This is a genomic window from Blautia sp. KLE_1732_HM_1032 (genome assembly GCF_025147905.1).
Classification (GTDB): domain Bacteria; phylum Bacillota; class Clostridia; order Lachnospirales; family Lachnospiraceae; genus Blautia_A; species Blautia_A fusiformis.
Genome location: NZ_CP102266.1, coordinates 2,802,642 through 2,819,369 on the forward strand (window position 1 = coordinate 2,802,642; position 16,728 = coordinate 2,819,369).

At 44.4% G+C, this 16,728-nt stretch carries 15 protein-coding genes and 1 pseudogene; 4 read left to right on the forward strand and 12 right to left on the reverse strand.

Annotated elements, in window-relative coordinates; genetic code table 11:
* The first annotated feature begins 187 nt into the window (after positions 1–187).
* Positions 188–1,051, forward strand: coding sequence for an AraC family transcriptional regulator (locus NQ489_RS13365; protein ID WP_044961974.1), 864 nt, complete (start codon positions 188–190; stop codon positions 1,049–1,051).
* A 121-nt stretch (positions 1,052–1,172) separates the two neighbouring features.
* Here NQ489_RS13365 and NQ489_RS13370 read toward each other — a convergent pair whose 3' ends face one another.
* From NQ489_RS13370 to NQ489_RS13415, 10 genes and pseudogenes are all read right to left on the reverse strand, one after another.
* Positions 1,173–2,429 (reverse strand): RNA-guided endonuclease InsQ/TnpB family protein, encoded by a 1,257-nt coding sequence (locus NQ489_RS13370; RefSeq protein ID WP_227945541.1) that lies wholly within the window; start codon positions 2,427–2,429, stop codon positions 1,173–1,175.
* A gap of 54 nt (positions 2,430–2,483) precedes the next feature.
* Positions 2,484–2,894 carry an IS200/IS605 family transposase gene (gene tnpA, locus NQ489_RS13375; RefSeq protein WP_044961972.1) on the reverse strand — a complete coding sequence of 137 codons (411 nt, stop codon included), beginning with the start codon at positions 2,892–2,894 and terminating at the stop codon, positions 2,484–2,486.
* Between the two features lie 455 nt (positions 2,895–3,349).
* Positions 3,350–3,619, reverse strand: a pseudogene (locus NQ489_RS13380) (DEAD/DEAH box helicase family protein); the annotation flags it as partial.
* 230 nt (positions 3,620–3,849) lie between these two features.
* Complete coding sequence (locus NQ489_RS13385; RefSeq protein WP_021652309.1) at positions 3,850–5,460, reverse strand: amidohydrolase; 1,611 nt, start codon at positions 5,458–5,460, stop codon at positions 3,850–3,852.
* A 3-nt stretch (positions 5,461–5,463) separates the two neighbouring features.
* A complete protein-coding gene (locus NQ489_RS13390) occupies positions 5,464–6,915 on the reverse strand; it encodes an alanine/glycine:cation symporter family protein (protein WP_021652308.1) in 1,452 nt (483 codons plus the stop codon).
* Positions 6,908–7,090 (reverse strand): hypothetical protein, encoded by a 183-nt coding sequence (locus NQ489_RS13395; protein WP_015527038.1) that lies wholly within the window; start codon positions 7,088–7,090, stop codon positions 6,908–6,910. The genes NQ489_RS13390 and NQ489_RS13395 overlap by 8 nt, the downstream gene beginning before the upstream one ends.
* Before the next feature lie 129 nt (positions 7,091–7,219).
* Positions 7,220–7,750, reverse strand: a complete 531-nt coding sequence (locus tag NQ489_RS13400; RefSeq protein WP_021652307.1) for a EutP/PduV family microcompartment system protein — start codon at positions 7,748–7,750, stop codon at positions 7,220–7,222.
* Between the two features lie 18 nt (positions 7,751–7,768).
* A complete protein-coding gene (locus tag NQ489_RS13405; RefSeq protein WP_044961969.1) occupies positions 7,769–8,200 on the reverse strand; it encodes a BMC domain-containing protein in 432 nt (143 codons plus the stop codon).
* A gap of 11 nt (positions 8,201–8,211) precedes the next feature.
* Positions 8,212–8,577, reverse strand: a complete 366-nt coding sequence (locus NQ489_RS13410) for a BMC domain-containing protein (RefSeq protein WP_015527035.1) — start codon at positions 8,575–8,577, stop codon at positions 8,212–8,214.
* 310 nt (positions 8,578–8,887) lie between these two features.
* A complete protein-coding gene (locus tag NQ489_RS13415) occupies positions 8,888–9,391 on the reverse strand; it encodes an NUDIX hydrolase (protein ID WP_021652305.1) in 504 nt (167 codons plus the stop codon).
* Between the two features lie 387 nt (positions 9,392–9,778).
* On the opposite strand from NQ489_RS13415, the gene NQ489_RS13420 reads away from it, so the two are divergent.
* The 3 genes from NQ489_RS13420 (at position 9,779) to aroD (ending at position 13,676) form a co-directional block, all read left to right on the forward strand.
* A complete protein-coding gene (locus tag NQ489_RS13420) occupies positions 9,779–11,776 on the forward strand; it encodes an oxidoreductase (protein WP_021652304.1) in 1,998 nt (665 codons plus the stop codon).
* Between the two features lie 222 nt (positions 11,777–11,998).
* Entirely contained in the window at positions 11,999–12,877 is an 879-nt protein-coding gene (locus tag NQ489_RS13425; RefSeq protein ID WP_044961967.1) for a shikimate dehydrogenase, read from the forward strand.
* 37 nt (positions 12,878–12,914) lie between these two features.
* A complete protein-coding gene (gene aroD, locus NQ489_RS13430) occupies positions 12,915–13,676 on the forward strand; it encodes a type I 3-dehydroquinate dehydratase (protein ID WP_015527030.1) in 762 nt (253 codons plus the stop codon).
* Positions 13,677–13,911: 235 nt separating this feature from the next.
* Here the strand turns inward: aroD and NQ489_RS13435 are convergent, their stop codons facing one another.
* Both NQ489_RS13435 and NQ489_RS13440 read right to left on the reverse strand, forming a co-directional pair.
* Positions 13,912–15,294, reverse strand: a complete 1,383-nt coding sequence (locus tag NQ489_RS13435) for a hypothetical protein (RefSeq protein WP_015527029.1) — start codon at positions 15,292–15,294, stop codon at positions 13,912–13,914.
* A 232-nt stretch (positions 15,295–15,526) separates the two neighbouring features.
* Positions 15,527–16,726 (reverse strand): MFS transporter, encoded by a 1,200-nt coding sequence (locus tag NQ489_RS13440; protein ID WP_021652301.1) that lies wholly within the window; start codon positions 16,724–16,726, stop codon positions 15,527–15,529.
* Positions 16,727–16,728: the final 2 nt, after the last annotated feature.

Consider the following 16,728-nt stretch of genomic DNA (forward strand, 5'->3'; position numbering starts at 1 on the left):
CAATACATATACTTTTTTGTTCTTTGTTTTCCTAAAGAAAACCTTATACTTTACTTTTTGTTTACGTTCCTTAGTTATGTTATATATATAGCTTATCCTAATTCGCAAAATATGTCTATGAATTGGATTAGGCAAAATATGCACTAAATGATACAATGATAAAAAGTACGAAAAGAGGTGCTGTCCTATGTATTTGAACACCGGTTATTTGAACCACTCACATATGGATTTCAAAGACAAAAGTCGTCCGCTGATTGTAGGTAGCTGTGGTACTTACCGTCTTTCCAGACATCCCAAACTTCCGACCTACCGTCCAAAGGGTCGTCTGGATTATCAGATTATATATATCACTGCCGGTTGTGGGCATTTTCATTTTGATAATGTAAATAATGAAACGATTGTTCCAGCCGGCAACATTGTACTGTACAGACCGAAAGAACTCCAAAAATATGAATATTACGGAGAAGATAAGACAGAAGTATACTGGATTCACTTCACAGGGAGCAATGTAAAAAATATCTTACGTCAATATGGGTTTCCGGATAAAGAACGTGTCTTTCAAGTGGGTACATCTAATGAATATGAACAAATTTTCAAACGTATCATTATCGAGCTGCAACGCTGTCAAGACAATTATGAGGAAATGCTTGTCCTTTTGCTACGTCATCTTCTGATCAGTTTCCACCGGGAACTGACAAGAGAGCACATATTAAAAAATGAATACCTTGATCATGAGATGGATAATGCTGTTACCTTTTTCAGTGAAAACTACAATCAAAATATCAATATTGATGATTATGCTGCCTCACGAGGCATGAGTGTCAGCTGGTTTATCCGAAATTTCAAAAAATATACCGGTTCTACACCAATGCAATTCATTGTGGGAATCCGCATCAACAATGCTCAGATGTTACTTGAAACAACAACTTATTCCATCCATGAGATTTCTAAGATTGTCGGATATGATAACCAGCTTTATTTCAGTCGGCTTTTTCACAAGCTGAAAGGATATTCGCCGAGAGAATACCGAAAAATAAGAAATAGGTTATGAAATCTATAATGTCATAAAAAGTGAACTACTCGGCAACTTAGTTACCAGAGCATCTGAAATCTGGCGGGATACCGCCTTTTTTCAGGGTGCGTCCATGACACCAATACTGCTTGCCTTTCGGCTATACAGCTACTTTTATTACTTCTGGATTTTTTAGTCCGGTTACGGACAGTTCCTTCTGCTTTCCGGATACGGAAAGATATTTCCGCAGGATATTAAATGCGCCTACTGCATCTGCATTGTAGCTTACTCTGTCAGTTATATACATACCCCGTTCTTTTCGGTTTGTTGCTTCTGCATATCTTTTTGATACTTCCGGTGATAACGGGCTGCACTGACTGGTATAGCTTTCCTCCTGTTTTATCAATTGGATCCCATACAGTTTCAGCTTATATCCCAGCATGATATACAGCCTGTTATATGGCAGTCCGTGAAACTTCTGGTTGACCTTATGCCCCATATCTTTCTCTTTACGGATATTTCGGATATCTCCCACAACCACACAGCGGATATCTTCTTTTCTGCAGTATTCTGCAATCCATCTGGTCACTTTATGAAGATAATCCTTCACTGTATTCTGCTTTTTTCTGTAAAGTCTCTGGATATGTTTCGATGATCCTGGATATCTTATCCCTCTTTCCGATTGCTGCGCATACCAAACAGACTGCACTCTGGCGATCTTTTTATGAAAGTATCTTTCCAATGAAAGATATTTCCTTCCAAGGATAAAAGTCCGGCCATTTCCGGAATCATAACAGGTCATCAGATTATGAAGTCCAGGATCAATAGATAAATAATGTCCATTCTGGGAAAGCTGCTCTGGTCCTTCGATCTCATAGATAACGATAAGGTCACATTTTCCGTTTTCCGGCGGATAGATCCGCAATTGTTTTATATGATCCATGTCCCTGAAAATCTTATTTTCAAGATATAGAAATCTTTCATGGATCCCATAGGTTTCTTCCATATAGATTTTCAGATTCTTTGGCAGAGACAGCCGAAGCTGGTCTGAACCTTTCTCATGCCGGATCCCCATCTGCATGTATGTGACCGGGATATTATCCTGTTTAAAACGGGGCGGATTTGGATCTTTGATCCCTCCAGTCTTTTTCAGGACATAGAAAGATCTCCATGCTTTGTCCAGTTGCTTGCAGGTCTCCTGTGCTGTCTGTGACGGAAGCTGCCTGTACCACAGATCTCCTTTATGCGCTTTTTTCTGATAATACCAGTCAGGATACTTTTCCAGTCCCAGCTCTTTATAATGATGACGTTCGTAGTTGCAGACATTCCAGAGTTTGGAAGCTGCATAACACATATGCCCTATGATATTGGAATATTCCGGCCGGATCTTTACAGATGTTCTGTGTGACAGCAGCATTCCTCTTCCCCCTTTGGACAGCTATGCAGATAGAGATCTACACTCCACCTTGGTTTAATACGACTTGCTCTGATGCTCAATATAACGGCGGATATTTTCCTCCGATACAGATCCGATCGTTTCCACATAATAGGAATGGTTCCACAGCTCTCCCTTCCATAGCTGGTCTCTTATTTCCGGAAAACGTTCGAACAGTTTTCTGCCGGTGATCCCCTTCAGATACTTGACGATCGCTGTTATGGACAGTTTTGGTGGAGCTGATACAAAACAATGGACATGATCACCTTCACCACATTCAAATAAATGAACAGTAAAACCTTTATCCTCAGCAATCTGCTGCACCAGTTCCTTTAGGTATTCCTCAATTTCTGGGTCTAATATCTTCCGCCGGTATTTCACCGACCACACCATATGGTAATTAATATTACACACACAAGTCCTGTAATGTATTAGATTTTCTTTCATACATATAGTATAACATAACAAGTAGAAATACACAATAAAAAACAAACATATTTTCGATTGATTATATGCCGGTTACGGCATTAATACCAAGGGATTGGGAGATTATTATATTATTTCAATGTGCAGATATGCACAATCCTGCGCTTTCATCTCGGTAATTGAATTGCCGAGGATTCCCGCTTATTGTCCTAAATGTCAAAAAAGGATGCCAACGAATCAAAGCAGATTACGTGACATCCTCTTCTTTTTATTAGTGCTATTTTATAAATTCAATCGAATAGTAATACATGTACTCATTATCTGTATCTATATGCTCCCCTGCAATATCCTGTATTGGCAACGAGCTTAACCCTTTTTCTCCATAAATCAGTGCTGCTAATCCTTGCTCTGTTCCATACTCTATCTTGCATTTGTTTTCAATAGTCGTTGCTGATCTTCCATAATATTCCCTGCTAAGAGACAAAGTATTCCACTGCGTTCTCAGGGAAGAATTCCTTAAACTCACCATATAACTGAGCCACAAGTGTTTTATTGTGCGCAAGTACCAAAGTTGGCTTGTTTAACTGGGCAATGACATTCGCCATGGTGAAGGTCTTACCGGAACCGGTGACACCCAGCAAAGTCTCGAACTGGTTGCCTTCCTTAAAACCCTTGACCAGTTTTTCGATAGCCTGAGGCTGGTCGCCTGTGGGTTGATATTCGGAGTGTAATTTGAAATGATCCATACGGTTCTCCTTGTTGTTCTGAAATTTGTGGATATGTAAATACTGCCTGTTACTATATGTAAAGAGAGTGCTTTTATCTTTATTATTGTTGCTTTTACAGTATATCGTTCAGCGTAAAAAAAGTATAGGTCAACCGAATATTTGTTCTATACTTTTTACTGCACCACACAAAAAGGCAGCGCCTGCTCCACTCAGACTCTGCCTCTCACTTTTTTCTTTTTATACTGCCGTCATTCTTCTACTTTTCTCTCATAAACGATCTCACCGCCAAGAACTGTCATATCCACTTTCGTGGTCTTGATCTCATCCGGATCAATCTTATAAATATCTTTCTCTAGAACTACGAAGTCTGCATTTTTTTCCACTTCGATGGTTCCGTTCTCGTCTTCTGTATAGGAAGCGTAAGCTGCGTTTTTTGTAAAAAGCTTCACCGCCTCATCTACAGACATTTTTTCGGATGGGATCCAGCCTTCCTGTGGCTGACCACTGATATTTTTGCGGGTGACTGCAAAATAAATATTCTCCATGGCATCAAAGCTTACCACAGGAGCATCCGAACCACCGGACGTATGGATTCCCATATCCAGCATACTCTTCCATGCATACACCTTATCCATACGGTGTGCGCCGATGGCAGGTTCCACTGTGTTCATATCCAGATCGATAAATACCGGCTGGATATATGCCAGAAGATCCTGGTCTTTCATCCCCTGCAAAATACGCGGATTGGTGATCTGGCAATGTACGATACCATGTCTGCCCTTTTTATTATCCTTCCGGTAAGGAGATTTCGCAGCTGCCTCAATGACCATATCCATGGCACGATCGCCAATACAGTGTACCGCTGCCTGCATCTGATGCCGGTCAAAAAAAGCAAACAGATCGTCAAGCTCCTCCTGACTGAATGTGATGATCCCGGTATTTCCCGGCGAATCCTCGTAAGGCTCATTCATGGCCGCTGTTCTTGCACCAAGGGAACCATCCTGGATCAGCTTCATCGGTCCGACAGTAAAGTGATCCTCCCTCTGTCCGGTACGATATCCTTCCTCAATAAAAGCCTTCGCATCCTCCGCCCGCTCAAAAAGGCACTGCTCATAATGGCGGATACTCAGCTCTCCTCTGGCATCCAGTGCCTTATAGGAGGCCATGATCCGACGCCAGTTTTTCCCCGGAAGGGAGGCAAGATCATCGGACTGTACACCTGTAAATCCACATTCATTCAGCTTCTTCGCACTGTATTTGATGTAGTCTTCCACTTCTTCCTGGGATGGTGCTTCCAATACGGAAGAATAAAACTGTACTGCATTCTCCTTCAGAAGTCCGGTATCCAGGTCAACCTCCTTCTCAATCTCCGGGAACTCCGGGATTTTTTTCAGAAGCTCCAGACCGCAGCTGTTGCACACAGCCACATGCCCGCAGACACGCACCATAATGATGGGGATTTCCGTTGAGAGCGCATCCAGCTCATCCTTGTGCGGATAGCGTGGCTTATCAAAATGCTCCTCATTCCAGCCTCTGCAGTAGAGCCAGGTCAGCTTCTGACCTTTGCTCTCCTCCAGTCTTTTTTTTGCTGCGGCAAGCATTTCCTCAACACTTGTGCAGTCAAACAGTTTTACAGATCTTTCCACAAATGCATAATGCAGCATATGCATATGTGTATCCACAAAACCGGGCAGCATCAGCCTTCCCTTTAGGTCGATCCGCTTTTTGCAGGAAAAAGCTTCTGCTTCTTTATCAGTTCCCACAAAAACGATCCGACCATTTTCGATTCCCACAGCCTCTGCCACTTTTTCACTGTCATCCAGTGTTCTTATACATCCGTTAAAAAAAATTGTATCCACTGTTTATTTTTCCTCTTTTTCTTTTTTATCCTCGTAGAAAAGTGCCATATCCTTGTCTACCTTTCCGATTCCCATGTAACGCGCCTTGTAATCCTTCAGCAGTTTAAAGAAAGTACCACTTAAGATAAATAATGTGGCAACATTTACAAATGTAGGGAATACGGTTGTAAAGTCTGCAATTACCCACAGCTGCGCCGGTGTTCCGTTTCCGTAAAGAGTAAGCACTGTGACCAGAAGACCCCATAATGGTGTTCCAAGGATAAAAACCTTCTCTGCGATCTTCAGAACCTTCTGATTATTTTTCAGCCAGTGCTTCAGGATCACGCTGTAGTAGGTGAACCATCCGGTTGATGTTGTTAATCCAAAAAGAAAAATACTGATTGCGATCAGTGCTCTCGCAATGGAGCCCATTCCAGACTCAAATGCTGTCAGTGTCAGCTCTGATCCCTGAAGTCCTGAATTCCAGTAGCCGGTGATGATAACAACAAGACCTGTCATGGAGCAGACTACGATGGTGTCTGCAAATACCTCAAATGCTCCCATCAGTCCCTGTTTTACAGGATGGTCTGTCTTTGCAGAAGCATGGATCATAGGAGATGTTCCCCAGCCTGCCTCGTTGCTGTATACGGAACGGGCAAAGCCAAGACGCATTGCTGTTGCAACACCGGCTCCCATAAATCCGCCGACTGCCGCCTGTGTTGTAAATGCACCCTTGAAGATCAGTCCAAAGGTTTCCGGCAGCTTGTCAAAATTCACTACCAGTATTGCGAGAGAGCCTACAATGTAAAGCATGCACATGATCGGTGTCATATAGGAAGAGATCACGCCGACTTTCTTTACACCGCCGATGATGATCAGATAGATCGCTGCCACATACAAAAGTGACGGTACGATGTACGGCAGGTGGAAGGTACTTCCGACAGCCTCTGATACTGTATAATTCTGCAAAGTAATGAACCATGTCATGAAAATACAGCCGCCGAACAGTACTGCAAAAAGTTTCCAGAAGGGAAGCTTTTTCTCTCCGCCAAGACCCTTCTGCATGTAGTAGGTCGGGCCTCCTTGGTACTCACCGTTTGGCTGTTTCTCTCTGTAGTATACAGCAAGTGTTACCTCTGCCATCTTGATGACCATGGCAAGAAGCGCTGCGATCCAGAGCCAAAATAATGCCCCAGGTCCTCCTGTTGCAATAGCCGTTGCAACACCGGACATATTGGATACACCAACAGTACCTCCGATCGCAATGGAAATAGCCTGGAACGGTGTCAGGCTCTTTCCGTCATCTCCGCCTTCCTGGCGACGTTCTTTACTGAACATGTTTTTCACAATGTAACCAAAATGGCGGAACTGGAAGAAACCGGAACGTACTGTCAGATATACGCCTGTAGCGAGGATCGTGATCAGCAACGGCAGTCCCCAGAGCCAGTTGGTCAGATTTTCAAATAATTCAAACATCTTTTCCTCTCCTGTCCTTCTTATTTTTTGTCTTTTGCATCCATTCGGAAAATCTGTGTATAGAATATAAAAAATCCCCGGAACATGAAGGCAGATACGGATACCCGGTGTTCCCGACATACAGCTCTTCTGCCATATATCTGCGAGCCCCGTTTCTATCCTCTTTATCCTTCATGCTCTGGGGATCTTACATTTCAGCCCACGAATCTTCCAAACAATGACAGTATATCACAGTTCCGGAGGAATTTCTACTTTTTCTGTTTGAATTTTGTATTTTTATTCATTTTTCGTGAATATTACTATTTTACCGTATGGATTCCGGATACTCCACCCCTTCCGGCATGGAATCCCATTCGTTAAGGCCAAGGCTCTGCTTGAATTTCGCCTGTTCAAGCGTAAGCTTCGGGAGATCATCCTGCAGATAATCCATCAGCTCACTGATGCCTTCCCTGGTCTTGTTATTTACCATGAAGATCCGTTCACAACCCATGTTCTCCATCCACTGTCTGACCATGGGAATGTTGGCATGGGGAGAATCCACCTTGGTGATGATCCCGATCAGCGGCCGTAGTAGAAAATTCCTGCTGCCGTCACTAAACAGGTTAAAGGGCTCATTGGCTGCCTGTACAATGGCGATCACATCCGCCTCAAAGGAAAAGCAGGCCAGTCCTACGCTGAAATGCTTGGATTCCGCATATTCTCCCGGTGAATCAATAGTATCTTCATTTGTATTGGTATACTGAGTCTTATGATAATGAAGCTCTTCCCCTTTAAGCGCCTGTGTCAGGGATGTTTTGCCGGCTTCACTTCGACCCATCAGAAAAATTTTTTTCATTTTTTATCCCGTCCTGCCTCAGCTTCTGTGGATCTTACAGACATCGAATTTCAATGTCTCATGGAAAAATCGTACCACTTCCTCCACGGCTGTCATCACTTCCGTAAAACCGCCTGTCAGGATCAGCGTCCCGCAGAAACGATCCATAAATCCTACTTCCACATGAGCTGCCTTCACTGCAACATCTGCCGCAACCACGATTGCCTCCCAGGGTGTGACACGGACCATGCCGATGGCATCTCCTCTGTGATCTTCACCTTCATGAACACCGATATGTAACGCAAGATTCTCATATATCGATCTATCATTTGGTGTAAAAACATGTGCAAAGGAAAGCTCCTTTCCAGGTACTCTCACCCGGGTCAGCCGAAGTCTTCTTCCCTTAAGGTTCTCATAATCATCATGAAACAGCCTCTCCAGCAGTTCTTCCTTCGTTATCCGTTCTTCCATGGTACACTTCCTTATCTCTTGGTGATATTGCATACTACATATCCCAGAGTATCACGGAAATAATCCACGATCTCCTCCATTGCAGTCTGCACATCGGAAATCTCTCCTGTTATGATCAGTGTTCCTGTAAAACGGTCTGCAAATCCAAGATACACATTACCGCTCTTCACAGCAATATCGGATGCGATCACAGCAGACTCGGAAGGTGTCATATTCATGATACCAATTGCAGATGATCCATAGTCCACCTGCGGATTCAGTCCAAGCTTCTGATATATGATAGGTGCTGGACCACCCATGATATGGGCAAATGTGATCTCCTTACCGGCTACGGTTTCCTGTACGATTCTGATCTGATCTCTATGTTCATCCGCCATTGATGATTCCTCGCTTTCAAAATTTTATATTATTCTCGATCTGATAATATTGGATAATTTTATAAGCCGGATTTCATTCATCCGGCTTACAGCTTCCTAAAGTCAAGCAGATCTTTGAAATCCGCTCTGCTACCTGCTCATGGTCAAAAAACCGTCTGGCAGTTCATCTGATTTAATTTTACTATTTACCAATTTTAATGTCAAGACAATTCTTCGAAAACAAGTCAAAAAACAACGTTTTTAAAAATAAAAATCCACAAAAAACAACATTTATTTTCAAATCCTCGCGGAAAACCAGTCAGAAATCTGCTTAAAACTCAAACGCCTTCTTAATACTGTCATAATGTAGGAATTTTCCCTCTGCGGCAAACGCCCGGATCTGCTCCAGGGTTGCAAACATATATCCGTCTGTCTCTTCCAGCTGAAGCTTCAGATCCTTATCCTCCACATCCATGACAAAACGGTACACATCCACAAAGTAATTATCTCCTTCCCCCGGGTTCTCTCTTTTATATGTAAAAAGGTATCCGCCCTCTGCCTCACTGGCGTCCAGTCCGGTCTCCTCTTTTACCTCACGGAGTACTGCATCACGGGATGCCTCTCCCGCCTGGGCTGCACCGCCGGAAACCTCCCACCAGCCCGGAGCCCAGGCCTTTGTCATCACACGTTTGGTAATAAGAAAGGTCTTGTCCGGTCTTGCTACCACGCCCAAAACTGTCAGATGATACTCTCCATCTTTTAAACACCAGTCATTGCGCTTCATAGTCCGTCCTGTCGGTTTCTTATCTGCATCGTAAATATCCCAGAATTCCATTTTATCTATCTCCTGTCTTTTTACAGAACGCGGAAATACAGTCTTACATTTGATCCGTTTCAGCCTGCCCGTTTCTCCGTTTTCTGTATCTTTTTTATTTGTTATGATAACACGTTAAAATCATATATGTAAACCCCTGGATCCGATACCATTTTCCAGTTAGCGTTACCGTTCACTCCGTTCTCAGTAACCAGTTGTCCTTCTACATCTGTTTTTTTTCACATTATAAACATGCAAGTACCTGCAGCCTGAAAGATGATATCCAAAAATCTATAGATTATTTTTATTATATTGCTCGTATTATGAATTAGTTTTATAGATTATTCTGTTATATAATTAACACAAACAAACGATTCTATTTAAAATAACCAGGGAGGTTTTTTTCAGATGAAGAATGATTATCCGCATATTTTTTCCCCATTAACCGTTAAAAATATGACTATCAAGAACCGTATTGTTATGATGCCGATGGGCACCAACTACGGTGAACAGAACGGCGAAATGAGTTTTCTTCATATCAATTATTATGAGCAGCGTGCAAAGGGTGGCACAGGTCTCATCATCGTAGAGAACGCAAGTATCGATTCCCCGCAGGGCTCCAACGGAACCACACAGCTGCGCATCGACCATGACAACTATCTGCCACGTCTTTTCAAATTCTGTGAAAATATTCATAGATACGGAACAAAGATCGCGATCCAGATCAACCATGCCGGAGCTTCCGCTGTTTCTTCCAGGATCAACATGCAGCCGGTTTCCGCATCCGACGTTCCATCCAAAGAAGGCGGCGAGATCCCGCGTCCTCTTTCCAAAGACGAGATTCTTCACATCGTAAAAAAATACGGTGAGGCTGCAAAACGTGCACAGACAGCTGGCTTTGACGCAGTAGAGATCCATGCAGGACACTCCTATCTGATCAGTCAGTTCCTCTCCCCGATCACAAACAAGCGTACCGATGAATTCGGCGGATCTGTTGAGAACCGTACCCGTTTCTGTCGTATGGTCATCGATGAGGTAAGGAAACAGGTAGGACCTTTCTTCCCGATCATGCTCCGTCTCAGTGCGGATGAGCTGATGGAAGGTGGAAATACACTGGAGGATACTCTGGAATACCTGGATCATCTTCAGGAAGAGGTTGATATCTTCGATGTTTCCTGCGGACTTAACGGTTCCATCCAGTACCAAATCGATGCAAATTATCTCCCGGACGGATGGCGTTCCTACATGGCAAAGGCCGTAAGAGAAAAATTCAACAAGCCATGTATCTCCATGGGTAATGTCCGTGACCCGAAGGTTGCTGAGCGTATCCTGGCTGACGGTGATGCAGACCTGATCGGTATGGGCCGTGGTCTGATCGCAGACCCTGCATGGGTAAACAAGGTTGCCACAGGTCATGAGTGTGACCTCCGCAAATGTATCTCCTGTAACGTTGGCTGTGCCGGAAACCGTATCGGTGTAAACCGTCCGATCCGCTGTACTGTAAACCCATCTGTTCTTGAGGGCGATGTATATAAGAAAAAACATGTAAATAAAAACTGCAACGTGGTCGTTATCGGCGGTGGCACTGCCGGACTGGAAGCTGCCTGTACAGCCGCAGAGGTTGGATGCAATACCTTCCTTCTGGAAAAAGGCAATGAGCTTGGCGGACTTGCATCTCTGATCTCAAAGATCCCTGCAAAGAACCGTCTTGCTGATTTCCCGCACTATCTCATGCATCGTGCTGAACAGCTTGATAATCTTTACATCTTCAAAAACACAGAAGGAACACCGGAAAACATCCGTAAGTTCCATCCGAATATCATCGTAAGCTCCACCGGCTCCGCTCCGCTTCTGCCTCCGATCGCAGGACTGAAGGATCGTATTGACAACGAGAACCATAATATTTATTCTATTCTTGGTATGATCAGCCACATTAATGATTTTCCGAAGGATCTGGAAGGCAAAAAGGTTGTTGTTGTAGGCGGCGGTGCTGTAGGTCTTGATGTTGTGGAATTCTTTGCTGACAGAAATGCAGACATCTCTATCGTTGAGATGATGGATCAGATCGGACGTGATCTTGACCCGGTAAGCAAGAATGACACAAAGACCATGATGAAAAAACACAATGTACATCAGCTTACAAAAACTGCTCTCCTTGAGGTTAAGGATTCTTCCTTCCTTGTCAAAGGCGACGGCGAGCCTTATGAGCTTCCATTTGAATACGGCTTCGTATGTCTCGGAATGAGAGCTCAGGGACAGCTTTACCAGAACCTCACAGAGGAATTTTCTTCTGAGGATGTTGAGATCATGAACATCGGCGACAGCCAGAGAGCAAGACGAATCATTGACGGTACCCAGGAAGGACGCAATATCCTTACCATTCTTGAGCAGAAGGGATACCTTTAATATTTTTCCGCTATACCCTTTCCGGGAACATTTCAATCCTTCTACCGGAAAGTGTATATAACTATGTTACAGTTCACTCGGTGATCCGTAACATAGTTTTTCCACGTCTTCCTCCCCCGCAGCCGTCCGGAGAATGTCCGCAACTTCTTCAGATCTATGTGGTGGGAGGTTTAAAAAAGACAAATCTTCATCCAGATTTTACCAATGAGAGGAGTTATTACCATGTCAGAAAGAATCACAGGACATACCGAACTGATTGGTCTTATGGCATATCCGATCCGCCACTCCAGCTCTCCTGCCATGCAGAATGAAGCTTTTGCAAAGCTTGGCTATGATTATGCATATCTTGCATTTGAGGTTGGTGCAGACGAGATCGAGGATGCTGTAAAGGCCATCCGTACTCTGAAAATGAGAGGTTCCAACGTTTCCATGCCGAACAAAACTCTGGTAGGCCAGTACCTTGACGAGCTTTCACCGGCAGCAGAAATGTGCGGCGCTGTAAACACCATTGTTAATGATCATGGTCATCTTACAGGCCATATCACAGACGGTATCGGATTTATGGCAGCACTGAAAGACAATAACATCAACGCCATCGGAAAGAAAATGACCATCGTAGGTGCAGGTGGTGCCGCAACTGCTATCGAGATCCAGGCAGCACTTGACGGTGTAGGCGAGATTGTGATCTTCAACCGCAAAGATGAATTCTGGGACCGTGCAGTATCTACGGTAGAAAAGATCAATACCAGAACTTCAAGCCATGCTGTTCTCTATGATCTGGCAGATCTTGACCAACTGAAAAAAGAAATGGCTGACAGTTATATTTTCGTAAATGCGACAGGTGTTGGAATGAAACCACTGGAAGGTCAGTCCGTTGTTCCGGACAAGTCTTACTTCCGCCCGGAGCTTATCGTTGTTGACGTGCCTTACTCCCCTCTTGAAACTGCTATGCGTTCTATGGCAAAGGAAGTTGGCTGCAAGACAATGAACGGCCTTGGCATGATGCTTTTCCAGGGCTCCGCTGCATTTGAACTGTGGACCGGCGAACCGATGCCGATCGAACATATGAAAGAGATTCTTAACATCAGATACGACGACTAAACTGCTATCTGTTCCTGTCGTATCAGAAAGGACCATTATGAAAACAGTTCAGGTAAGAAATATCACACTCGGAGAGGGAAGACCGAAGATCTGTGTCCCGATCGTGGGACAGACAAAGGATGATATCCTCCTTGAGGCAGGGACCTTCGCAAGGATCCCCGTAGACGTTGTGGAATGGCGTGTTGACTGGTTTGAGGACGTTTTTGACACAGACAAGGTTCTGGATGTGGCAAAAGATCTCCAGACCGTTTTAAAGGACACTCCGATTCTCTTCACCTTCCGTACTGCAAAGGAAGGCGGAGAAAAAGCGATCTCCAACGAAGCTTACAAAGCACTCAACATGGCTGTCGCAAAAAGCGGCTATGTAGATCTCATTGATGTAGAAGCCTTCACAGGTGAGGAGATCGTAAAAAGCATGATCCAGGAAGCACACAGCTATGGCGTAAAGGTCATCGCTTCCAACCATGATTTTGACGCAACTCCTGAGAAGGATGAGATCGTGCGCCGTCTTCGCATGATGCAGGACTATGGCGCAGATATCCCGAAAATGGCTGTTATGCCAAGAAACAAACAGGACGTGCTTACACTCTTAAGTGCCACGCTGGAAATGTCCGAGCAGTTCGCCGACCGCCCGATCATTACCATGTCCATGGCAGGTACCGGTGTTGTCAGCCGTCTCGCCGGCGAAACCTTCGGTTCCGCCCTTACCTTCGGTGCAGCTACCAAAGCTTCCGCACCAGGACAGATCAATGTCAACGAGCTTGCACAGGTTCTTGACATTATCCACAAAAGCCTGTGATCCTGTAACCTCCCATAAAAAGGATCTACGGTAGATTTTTGTAACAGAACGCGAATTATAAACCAATTTTTAAACCCAATTGATGTAACAAATTTTTGCAATTTTAATCCCATAATAGCAAATCTATTAAAATAATAATTAAAAACAACAAATCTCATGACAAAAAAAGAAGTGTGCTGACCCATCCAGCACACTTCTTCTTTTTCTGTTTTTTATATCTTTGTTATTCCTCTGATCAATTTTTATCCTCGATGGCATTCTCCTCTTTCTTTCTGGGGTCCCAGTTTGAAAGGAAGATATTCAGACCGAAGCCTACAGCCAGGGCCCATGCAGATGCCCATGCAGTTCCCTGGGTTGCAAGCACAGCTGCCATAACACCTGCGATCATCTTGTCACGGTCTGTTCTGCAGTAATCCATACCGATCCTTGCACAGACAAAGGCCTGAAACATCAGAGTAATGGAGGAACCGACTCCGAAGATCGGACGGAAGAAGCTTACAACCGGAATGATCAGCACACTTAAAAACGTTGCAATACGGAAGGATGCCATACCGCCGATCAGAGACTTCATAGCTTTCTTTCCCTCCTTGTAACGGATGGAAACAGATACTGTCATTCCAACCCATAACGGACCGGAAAGCGGCGGGAACGGGGCAATGACGGAAAGGATCAGGTTCCTGATGCCGCTGACCAGGTTGGAACGGCTGGAATTGAAATCAATGTACTCATCATCTCTGGACTGGCGTGCCTCTGTAACCAGTGTCTCTGTGGTAACAAAATCACCAAATGCGATAACATAGCATACAAGTGCCAGAGGAAGCGCTTTGACAAACATGGAGACCGGCGGAATTCCCACACCAAAGATACTTACCTGTGAGATGATCTCTTTGAACTGCGGGATCTTGATAAAGGTTCCCAGCTCCAAACCAGGCGCATCCAGCTCGCCTACAAGAAGACCTACCACCATGGCAATCAGATACGGGAAAAGGTTTCCATACCTGGCAACAAGATCCAGGAATTTGTTGTTCTTTCTCTTCTCCTGATATTTATCTGAAAAGCTGATCAGAATCAGAAGGCCTACACCGGCAACGATCGCCAGCGGATACTTATGCATGTTGCCGCCCTCTCCCAGCTGTCCTGCCATAACCGTCACCGGCGCAGCAAGAAGGATACCACCCTTAACAGAATTTGGTACTGCATGGACAAATTTATCCGCAAGCTTGGTGATGCCCATAAATATGAACACGAGACCAACCAGCATCTGCAGGGCGATCATTGCCTGGATACGTTCTTTTCCCATAGGGAAGCCTTCCAGGAATACGATCGTCAGCGGAAGGGTCGGTGTGATCCATCCCGGTACAACCGGATCACCAAGTAAGCTGTGTAGCATATACAGCATGGTCTCTATGATCACACAGCTCCATGCCAGCTCATAAGGCAATCCCAGATATTGTTCCAGATAAGGAACCGCCGCCAGTGCCGTAACCCCGAGGATCAGGCCCTGGATAAACTCTACGGACTCAATTTTATAGTGAATAAACGGAAAACGAATCTGAAATGGCCCAAACGGAATGTAGGGCAGTTCGTTTTCTCTTCGCTGTCTTGCTGCACGTGCCATAACGATTCTCCTTTGTCGTTTTTTTTGATAATACATATATAGTATCTTTTATTTTGTAAGTTTGTTAATTAACAAACATTTTCAAAAACGGTAAAGTCCAATCCGGGAATTGTTCCCGAATTGGAACTTTGTTTTGCACAGATTCAGTCATCTTTGTCTGTATCCATACAATGATTCACTTTTTTTACTGTAGTCAAACGGATATTCACCCCAAGGGATTTCCTTGATTCAGTCAAGCCTCTTTTCCACGGTTCATCTTAACGAACAGTGCAAGAAGGATTCCTATGAATGTCACTGCCATATTGAGAAGCAGGATCATTCTCGGAGCACTGGTTCCGGCAGTCTTTGTAATGTAGCCGGCCAGTGTCAGAATGGTGTAGTTCGCAACGCTGGATGCGATCATGACCATGGATGTTGCAGTTCCCTTGTTTTCCGGGAAGAACTCCGCAGTTGTGGAAACAGCCAGCTGAAGCACACCGCCTGCACCTGCAAAACCGATCACAAATCCACCGATAAGACAGATTGTCGGATTCTGGATAAAGTAGCAAAGTCCCAGCATGATGAAAGAGATCAGCGGATAAATGATCAGGATATTGATCTCCTTCAGTCCTTTTTTGATAAATACAGAGGAACACAGTATCGCTGCAAAGGTTCCTACTGCATAGAAGGACTGGATCTTGGAAGGATCACTTAAGTTATAAAGCTTTCCGAGCTCCTGATTACAGTTCAGCCACAGCATGAATGTAGAAGAGCTTGTAAATCCGATGAGGATTGCTGCAAGAGCTGCAGGAGTGATCTTTAATTTTGCTTTTTCTTTCTTTACTGTACCTGCTGTATTTCTCTCCGGGAATGGCAGGAACAGGATCAGGATTCCATCGATAAAGATCGCAGCACCTGCAACAATAAAGATGGTTCTGTAGGACATATTCGCCGCTGCTACAAATCCGATGAGGAAAGGAAGCAGAAACTGGCTGATACACATGGAGAATTTTGTAAACAGGTTCGCTACAGAAGGATTATTTACATAGATCTCCATACATGTCGGGCTTACGCAGGTGTCCAGGAAGGAGTTTGCGATACCGCCTACAATGGCAAAAGCGTAGGCAACTCCCATAGATGGAGCAAATGCGATTCCCATAAAGTATGCTGCATAACAGATCACGCCGATGATTCCGCTTAATCTGCGTCCGAATTTGTCGGACAGGGGACCGGAAAACGGAAGAGAGATCAGTCTTCCAAGTCCAAGTGCGGCAATTACAGATACTACCATGCTGACATCCATAGTTCCATCACTTAAAGCCTTTGCTCCCCAGTGAGCCGCAAGCTCCGGCTTGTACTGACCCATGATGGAAGCTCCGATTCCATGGATGAAATATGTAAAATACAGCGCGATAGAAGTAATCACTAAATTTTTCTTACCTGTCTGGCTCATTT

Bases quoted from the DNA above. Each gene is read 5' to 3' on its own strand.
- aroD (WP_015527030.1), top strand. From the start codon at position 12,915: ATGAAAACAGTTCAGGTAAGAAATATCACACTCGGAGAGGGAAGACCG.
- NQ489_RS13435 (WP_015527029.1), bottom strand. From the start codon at position 15,294: ATGGCACGTGCAGCAAGACAGCGAAGAGAAAACGAACTGCCCTACATT.
- NQ489_RS13370 (WP_227945541.1), bottom strand. From the start codon at position 2,429: ATGCTGCTGTCACACAGAACATCTGTAAAGATCCGGCCGGAATATTCC.
- tnpA (WP_044961972.1), bottom strand. From the start codon at position 2,894: ATGAAAGAAAATCTAATACATTACAGGACTTGTGTGTGTAATATTAAT.
- NQ489_RS13400 (WP_021652307.1), bottom strand. From the start codon at position 7,750: ATGAAAAAAATTTTTCTGATGGGTCGAAGTGAAGCCGGCAAAACATCC.
- NQ489_RS13365 (WP_044961974.1), top strand. From the start codon at position 188: ATGTATTTGAACACCGGTTATTTGAACCACTCACATATGGATTTCAAA.
- NQ489_RS13425 (WP_044961967.1), top strand. From the start codon at position 11,999: ATGTCAGAAAGAATCACAGGACATACCGAACTGATTGGTCTTATGGCA.
- NQ489_RS13390 (WP_021652308.1), bottom strand. From the start codon at position 6,915: ATGTTTGAATTATTTGAAAATCTGACCAACTGGCTCTGGGGACTGCCG.
- NQ489_RS13420 (WP_021652304.1), top strand. From the start codon at position 9,779: ATGAAGAATGATTATCCGCATATTTTTTCCCCATTAACCGTTAAAAAT.
- NQ489_RS13410 (WP_015527035.1), bottom strand. From the start codon at position 8,577: ATGGCGGATGAACATAGAGATCAGATCAGAATCGTACAGGAAACCGTA.
- NQ489_RS13405 (WP_044961969.1), bottom strand. From the start codon at position 8,200: ATGGAAGAACGGATAACGAAGGAAGAACTGCTGGAGAGGCTGTTTCAT.
- NQ489_RS13395 (WP_015527038.1), bottom strand. From the start codon at position 7,090: ATGAAGGATAAAGAGGATAGAAACGGGGCTCGCAGATATATGGCAGAA.
- NQ489_RS13415 (WP_021652305.1), bottom strand. From the start codon at position 9,391: ATGGAATTCTGGGATATTTACGATGCAGATAAGAAACCGACAGGACGG.
- NQ489_RS13440 (WP_021652301.1), bottom strand. From the start codon at position 16,726: ATGAGCCAGACAGGTAAGAAAAATTTAGTGATTACTTCTATCGCGCTG.